This window comes from uncultured Olsenella sp., assembly GCF_959602185.1.
In the GTDB taxonomy this organism is placed as follows: domain Bacteria; phylum Actinomycetota; class Coriobacteriia; order Coriobacteriales; family Atopobiaceae; genus Olsenella_I; species Olsenella_I phocaeensis.
On sequence record NZ_CAUGRZ010000015.1, the window covers coordinates 22,335 to 29,934 of the forward strand.

A 7,600-nucleotide genomic window follows, 5' to 3' on the forward strand; every position below is an offset into this window, starting at 1 on the left:
CGGCGATTGCGCAGGTCGCATGACGTGACGCCCGCCCGCTGTCGTCGGTTTCCAGGTCGGCGTCGCACTTTGGGTGATTTCAAAATTTGTGTGTGGCCTTCGCTTACAATCGTCTTTCTCGGTAAGCCTTCTACCTGCTCTTATATGTTTTCTAACCTTGTAATACACCCCGTCGGGCGAGAAAAACCACATACAATCCCCTGTCTGTCGCCCACAGGTTGGCTAACATACTTCCCTCAAAACACAATTCTCCATTTCGTGATAAATTTAATACTAATAATTACGCATTTCGTGTCTTATCATCCAAATAAGAGAGCGCATTTCGTGGTGAAAAGAAAAGGGAGTATCGTGTTTGACAGAAAGGCCTATACGCAGCTGGAGCTTTGGAAGCAACGTTCCGACGGGAGGACGGCACTGTTGCTCGAGGGCGCGCGTCGAGTGGGCAAGAGTACGCTCGTCGAGGTCTTTGCAAAAGACGCGTACGCCTCCTACCTGCTTATCGACTTCTCGAACGCACCGCAATCAGTCCAGCAGATCTTCCTCGACTACAAGAATGACCTCGACTCGCTCTTCATGTACCTCGCCGCCATCTATGGGGTACAGCTCACACGTCGCCAGTCAGTCATCATCTTCGATGAGGTACAGCTCTTTCCCCCTGCGCGCGAGCTAATCAAGCAGCTCGTCGCAGACGGACGCTATGACTACATAGAGACGGGCTCCCTGATTTCCATCCAGCAAAACATCGGGAACATCCTCATTCCCTCCGAAGAAGAGACTCTGAGGCTCGATCCGCTCGACTTCGAGGAGTTCCTGTGGGCTGCCGGGGAAGATCAGCTCTCTACGCTGATTCGGAAATCTTTCTCCACGCTCTCCCCCCTACCAGACACCTTGCACAGGAGGGCAGAGCGCCTCTTCCGCGAGTACATACTCGTTGGGGGTATGCCCCAGGTAGTCAGCAGCTACCTCGAGCAGAGGGACTTCGGAGCCGTAGACAGGGAGAAGCGCCTCATCGTCTCTCTGTATCGCAATGACATGCAACGGTTTGGAGGCAGAGAGGCGATTCGTCTATCACGCGTCTACTCGACCATTCCCAGCCAGCTCGCAAAACATGACAAGGTGTTCCGTCTCTCGGGCATCGACAAGAACGCGCGCATGCGCGAGTACGCAGACGCCTTCTATTGGTTGGACAACGCCCAGATAACTTCAACTTGCTATAACGCGGACGACCCTGCAGTTGGACTTTCGGCAAGTCTCGACGAGACCACGTTCAAGAGCTACATGTCAGACACGGGCCTTCTGTCGACACTCCAGTTCTGGGACAACGACCAGACGCCTCACGAGGTATACCGCGACATCCTGTTAGACAGGCTCGAGGTAAACGAAGGAATGCTGACAGAGAACGTCGTTGCCCAACAACTCAGGACGGCGGGGCACAGGCTCTTCTTCTATTCAAGAAGGGACGATTCGGCGCGCGAGAACACCATGGAAATAGACTTCCTCATCACGCGTGGTTACGACAATGCGACCGGCAAGCTACGTGTATCCCCCATCGAGGTGAAGTCAGGGAAACGGTACAGATTCGGCTCTCTCAAGAAGTTCAAAGCGAAATTCGGGACCCGCGTCGGCATAAGCTATATCCTGCACCCCAGACCCATGCAGGTTGACGGAGAGATCATACGCTTGCCGCTCTACATGTCCTGGTGCCTCTAGGTCGAAGGCCGGGATGGTCGGCGCATCTACTCCGAGCCGCCGTGGCTTCCCGGAAGTTGTATGCGGATTCCGCAAACAATCGTATTTCTCGGCAAGCCTTCTACCTGCTCTTATGTGTTTTCTAACCTTGTAATACACCCCGTCGGGCGAGAAAAACCACATACAACTCTTTGTACGATCCGGTCGGGCGAGCCGCCCTGGGGCGAGAGGAGCCGCATGCCACGCGGCAGCCCCTACCTACGCGCGCGCCTCTGCGCCTGGCCCAGAAGCAGCTGGTGCAGCCCCCGCAGCGTGAGCGTCTGGTCGCAGCTCAGAAGCCCGGACAGCGGCCCCTCTCCCAAAAGGCGCGCCATGTCCTCCGCGCGGGTGCCCGTGAGCACCACCGGAGGCTCGCAGCCCAGCTCGCCCATCACGCGGCCGACCAGCCCCTCGACACGAGCGACCTCCCCCAGCACGATTCCCGCCTGCATGGCCTCGCGCGTAGAGCGGCCTATGACGGAGCTCGGAACCTCCAGCTCCACCTGGGGAAGACGCGCCGCCGCCTGCTTCAGGGCACGCGCGCCCAAGGCCAGGCCAGGGGCGATCACGCCGCCCGCAAAGGCGCCGGACGCATCAACGACCTCGACGTTCATCGTCGTGCCAAAGTCCACCACCACGACGGGCGAGCCGTGGCTCTGACGCGCCGCGAGGGCATCGGCGATGCGGTCGGGCCCCACCTCGGCGGGGTCACGGTAGGCCATGCGCATCCCCGTGCGAAGGCCCGGCCCCACCACCAGGGGGCGCACGCCCAGGCTGCGTTCCAAGGCCTGGGCCCAGACGTCGCTCAGAGAGGGAACCACGCAGGAGAGGATCGACGCGACGCGCGTCCGGGCGGCAGCCTCACCGGCACACGACACAGCGACAGCCCCGCCCACGCCACCGCCGGCGGTCGCACCCCCCACGAGCGCTCCGGCGGCAACGCCCCCGCAAAGCCCCTCTCCCCCGCCCAGAAGCTCCAGCACGGAGCCGAGCTGCAGGCAGGCTTCGTCCACCGTGAGACTTTGCGGGGTGGTGAGCTCGCAGGTTCCCAAGGGCTCGTCCGTCTCCCCTGCTGACGCGGCAAAGAGCCCGAAGGAGCTCGTCGTGTTGCCCACGTCCACGGCAAGCGAGACGACCCCCGTCCCGCCTTCCCCGCGCTGACCCATCAGACCATCTCCTTAGCTCGTGACCCATGCGCTACACTCTAGCAAGTCTGTGGCGCTCGTCCGGCTCCGCAGGCGACCCGTAGCAACCCGACTCCTCGCCCGCGCACCGGCGCATCGGCACAGGGGGAGCGGATATCCTGAAGGGACTGCATATGGACAACGGCACCAGCCGCGCCTCGTGGCGTGGCCAGCTTACCTTGCGCGGAGTGATCATCGGCTGCGTGGGCTGCGCGATCATCACCGCCTCCTCCGTCTACACGGCGCTACGTCTGGGGGCGCTCCCCTGGCCCATCATCTTCGCGGCCGTCATCTCGCTCTTCTTCCTCAAGCTGCTCGGAAACGCCAGCCTCAACGAGGCCAACGTCACCCACACCATCATGTCCGCGGGCGCGATGGTGGCCGGCGGCCTCGCCTTCACCATACCCGGCGCCTGGATGCTGGGCCTCGCGAGCCAGATCGGCTGGGTCCAGATCTTCCTGGTGGCGCTTGCCGGCACGGGCCTGGGCCTCGTCTGCACGGCCCTCATCCACCGGCACTTCATCGTGGACGCGAACCTCGAGTTCCCCACCGGCAACGCCGCGGCGCAGACGCTCAGGGCTACCGAGGCGGGCGGGCGCACTGGCAGGCAGCTCTTCGGCTCGATGGGCGTCGCCGGGACCTACGCCCTGCTGCGCGACGGGCTGCATCTCCTGCCCGCCATGCTGCTGCAACTGCCCATTCCCGGCGTGGCCTTTGGCATCTACAACTCGCCCATGATGCTCTCCGTCGGCTTCCTCATCGGCGGCGTGGCCGTGGCCTGGTGGCTCCTGGGCGGGGTCGTGGCCAACTTCGGCATCGTCGTGGCCGGCAGCGCCGCCGGGCTCTGGGACGTCGCCAACGCCCAGGGCATCGTGAAGAGCCTGGGCATGGGCCTCATGATGGGATCGGGCGTCGCGGTCGTAATCAAGGACATCCTGCCCCAGATGGCCGGCGTCGTCCGCGGGCTCGGGGGCGGCGCGCCACGAGAGGGCCATCGCGAAGGCGAGGCGAACGACCCCTCCTCGCTCGTGAGCGGCAACCTCCGCCTCGACGCAGGCATCCTGGGGCTCGCCACCGCCGCGATCGCCGTGCTCGTCTGCTTCGGGCTGCAGCTCGGCCCCATCCCGGCCGTCGCGGTGGTGCTGCTGACCTTCGTCACCACCATCATGAGCGCCCAGTCCTGCGGGCAGACGGGCATCGACCCCATGGAGATCTTCGGGCTCATCGTGCTCCTGCTGGTCTCGGCCTTCGCACGCCTGCAGGAGGTGCAGCTCTTCTTCATCGCCGGCGTCGTGGCCGTGGCCTGCGGCCTGGCGGGCGACGTGATGAACGACTTCAAGGCAGGACACGTCCTGGGCACCGACCCCCGCGCCCAGTGGCTGGGCCAGGCCATCGGCGGCGTCCTGGGGGCGCTCGTCGCGGCGGGCGTCATGGTCGCCCTGGTGAGCGCCTACGGTCCGGACGCCTTCGGGCCGGACAAGGAGTTCGTGAGCGCCCAGGCCTCCGTCGTAGCCACGATGGTGTCGGGCATCCCCAGCGTACCGGCCTTCGTGCTGGGACTTGCGGGAGGGCTTGCGCTCTATTTCGCCCGACTTCCCGCGATGATGCTTGGGCTGGGCGTCTACCTGCCCTTCTATATGAGCGTCACCGCCGCGCTGGGTGCCGTGGCGCGCATCGTCTACGAGCAGGTCAGCGCACGCAGGAACGCGGGCCTCAGCGAGGCGGAACGCCAGGAGGCGGTCGAGAAGGCACAGGAGAGCGGCCTCGTGGTGGCATCCGGACTGCTGGGCGGAGAGTCCGTCATGGGCGTGATCATCGCCTTCGCCTCGATCTTCGCCAGCATGGCGTAGGCGAGAGGGACACGGGGCTTGGCCCGGGGCGTCGCTCGTGCGGGCGGCGCCCCTTTCTTGTGGCGGTGTCGCCTGGGGAGTGGGGCGTCGCCGTGGAGAGCGGCGGCGTCGCCGCGGGAGGCGCGATGTGGGTGGTTTGCCGGCCACGCCGCCGCGGGACGTGCGATGTGGGTGGTTTGCCGGCCATGAGAGGCCTGATGTGGGTGGTTTTGCCCCATTTTGGGGAGAAAAACCACCCACTTCTCGCATCTCGCGATGCGCTGGGGGCGGATTTCGAGATCTCCCGGCATCGAGGAACTACGTCATCTAGCGACCAGCGAGCTCTTGCAGGTGGCCAAGGTGGATGCCGATGTGGCCGACCCCGAGGACGACGGCGGAGAGGCCGGCCACAGGCGACTGGTGCCAGATGCCGAGCAGCACGAACGCGGCGACGGGCAGCGTGGCGATTGGAACTGGAACGGGGCCCAGGGGCGCGTACATGTCGGTGAGCCGCGCCCCACCTTTGAAATAGCGGGCCCAGGCGAGCTCATACAACGCCATCAGCACGAGGGCGGAGACGAGCCACAGCAACCAGGGCAGCTCAAAACCCTGGGGAGAGATGAACACGACGGCGGTGCAGGTGGTGGCGACCTGGCCAATTCTCTCGAGCGCCAGCAGGATGCGGCTCTCGTGCCTGGAGATCTCGGCGTAGCCATCAGGCTGGTTCCTCGCCCACCTGATGTTGGGAACGAAGAGCATGAGCAGGAAGGCAACGCCCACCACCGAGAAGCCGAGATGCATGGTCACCCTCCGATTCTCTCACTGGCCGGAACGATGGGAGTCGACCTGCTCGGCCGCATGTCCGCGAGCATTTTAGACGCAGGGCCTTTGATGCTAGACCACCAATCAGAACGGTACTACTCCAAATCCCTCAAACCCTCACTGCCATTCCTTGAGCCGCAGGGGCGATTCTCGACCTCACGAAACCCCTGTCGGCCGGCCGGAACGAATGGGAAACGGCCTCTTCGGGCCTCGCGATGACATGCACTACAGGTCCGGAGTGATGTCACGAATGCCACAAAGCCGCACGGCCCGAGAGAGAAGGAAGGGCATCGGCGGTGATGCAAGCTACAGGCCGCGTTCTGCCTTCTGAACCGATGCCCGCTTGCATGTATACGATGAACCTATACACAAGTCCCATCCACGCAATAATGCCCCCATCGCGTGAGCAGGACCGGATCTAGGCCGCGAACTTGCAGAGCCAGAAGAGAAGCCAGAGCGGGAAAAGCAGGACGAACAGGATTGCCTTAAGCAACGCCTTGATCACGTTGCCACCTCCGTCACGTTATCGCCGCCACCGGATGCATATCGACTGGACCGCAGGGTCCGTAGTCGCCGATGCTACAAAAGGCAACGAAATCCTCCAACTTCGATATCGACTGCTGCGAATCATCATACGGCAATTCGCACGCAGCCTTTGGATCCCCGTCCTCGACCAACGGTACATGCGCGGAAATGGTCGATTGAAAATCCCAACGCAACACTGAAAGACTTTCTCGCAACAGTTTGTCCTGCAATACGTCGGCAAAGCACTGCGTTGAGTTTATCAATCAACTAATGCGGACCTCCAGGGCCTGGAACTCCGTCATTGAACTAGCGGGAAATGGGTATAACCGAAGTGCCTATCAGGGACCCGCCATTCGTGGGAGGCAAGCCAGATAGGCTTTCTATTTTTTTGAAGTGTCTCATGTGCTCGTCGCCCATGACATTCATCTCAATGAAGTCGCTTCTTCTCCCGAAAGCTACCTCTGCCTTTTCGCAGACCTCTGCAAACGTAAACGGAGACTTTCGCCACATCTATGACGAGCTTGCCACTCTGTCCCAAGGCCTCGTTGAGCTGGTTGTAGATGTTGAAATCATCTCCGTGCGTCGGGGACAGTCACGGAGGTTGGCACGGTCATGGTCTCCGGTCGCTCTGCTGGTCGGGGCGGCGAGACTCGACCTCGCACGTTCGCGAAGACACATACTCCCAGGTCACGCATGTCTACCGATTCCGCCACTCTCCGAGATCGCATATACTGTCCTCGGCGCCGAGCGCCGCCCAGGTATTCGAGCCAGGGAAGAGCATTGGCGTCATTGCTATCTGAAGGCTTTTCCGAACGTCTCAGGGTGACAGTCACCTTGATGTCGTCCTACTTAGCCATCCGCTCGAGCCCCCTACCCTATGCCTAGCCGAAAATGCGAAGTGACAGGCCACGATGATGTTTGCGCACTGTTGCACCACGTCGCAGATTCTCACATCGCGCGCTCAGCAATTGAATTGCCAGTCAAAGCGACATTGCTCAAAACAAACGACACAACGCAAATTGAAAAAAGCATCATTGAAGAGACAGGGCGCAGGATGGCAAAGTGCTCCACTTGAGGCCATCTACACCTTGCGGAACGGTTTCTCCGCTCTCTCTTCCTACGAAGACGCAAATGAGGCCGTTTCCTCCCAATTAGCTGGGTGGGCGTGCCTCGACGCAAGTATATCCAGAATCGGCCTTTGGCGGAAGCGAGGCGCATATTTCTGGCTGGCAGAGTGCCGCTCTGCGGCGGCCCCATGCGCCTCGTGGCCGAGTTTCAGTCCACTCGCCCCGTGCGGGGCGCGACCAGGTGACCGCGACGACCCCGCCGGATGCCGGCTGGTTTCAATCCACGCGCCCCGTGCGGGGCGCGACTGGGAGTCCGGGGAGCTGCCCAAGGCTCCCATAGAGTTTCAATCCACGCGCCCCGTGCGGGGCGCGACCGCTGAGCGCTACAAGCGCGGCGGCTCCACCTCCAAGTTTCAATCCACGCGCCCCGTGCGGGGCGCGACGT

At 62.4% G+C, this 7,600-nt stretch carries 4 protein-coding genes; 2 read left to right on the forward strand and 2 right to left on the reverse strand.

Annotated features, from left to right (window positions below):
- Positions 1 to 348: 348 nt before the first annotated feature.
- Positions 349 to 1,710: an ATP-binding protein gene (locus tag Q5923_RS09270; protein ID WP_303133626.1), complete on the forward strand. Its 1,362-nt coding sequence runs from the start codon at positions 349 to 351 to the stop codon at positions 1,708 to 1,710.
- 233 nt (positions 1,711 to 1,943) lie between these two features.
- Here Q5923_RS09270 and Q5923_RS09275 read toward each other — a convergent pair whose 3' ends face one another.
- The gene (locus Q5923_RS09275) at positions 1,944 to 2,894 is read right to left on the reverse strand and encodes a type III pantothenate kinase (protein ID WP_009278694.1); all 951 of its coding nucleotides are present in this window, start codon (positions 2,892 to 2,894) and stop codon (positions 1,944 to 1,946) included.
- 152 nt (positions 2,895 to 3,046) lie between these two features.
- Between Q5923_RS09275 and Q5923_RS09280 the strand changes: the two genes are divergently transcribed.
- Positions 3,047 to 4,762 carry an OPT/YSL family transporter gene (locus Q5923_RS09280; RefSeq protein WP_303133629.1) on the forward strand — a complete coding sequence of 572 codons (1,716 nt, stop codon included), beginning with the start codon at positions 3,047 to 3,049 and terminating at the stop codon, positions 4,760 to 4,762.
- A gap of 306 nt (positions 4,763 to 5,068) precedes the next feature.
- Here the strand turns inward: Q5923_RS09280 and Q5923_RS09285 are convergent, their stop codons facing one another.
- Complete coding sequence (locus Q5923_RS09285) at positions 5,069 to 5,548, reverse strand: hypothetical protein (RefSeq protein ID WP_303133630.1); 480 nt, start codon at positions 5,546 to 5,548, stop codon at positions 5,069 to 5,071.
- Positions 5,549 to 7,600 lie beyond the last annotated feature (2,052 nt).

Coding starts and splice junctions, on each gene's coding strand:
- Q5923_RS09275 (WP_009278694.1), bottom strand. CDS start 2,894: ATGGGTCAGCGCGGGGAAGGCGGGACGGGGGTCGTCTCGCTTGCCGTG.
- Q5923_RS09280 (WP_303133629.1), top strand. CDS start 3,047: ATGGACAACGGCACCAGCCGCGCCTCGTGGCGTGGCCAGCTTACCTTG.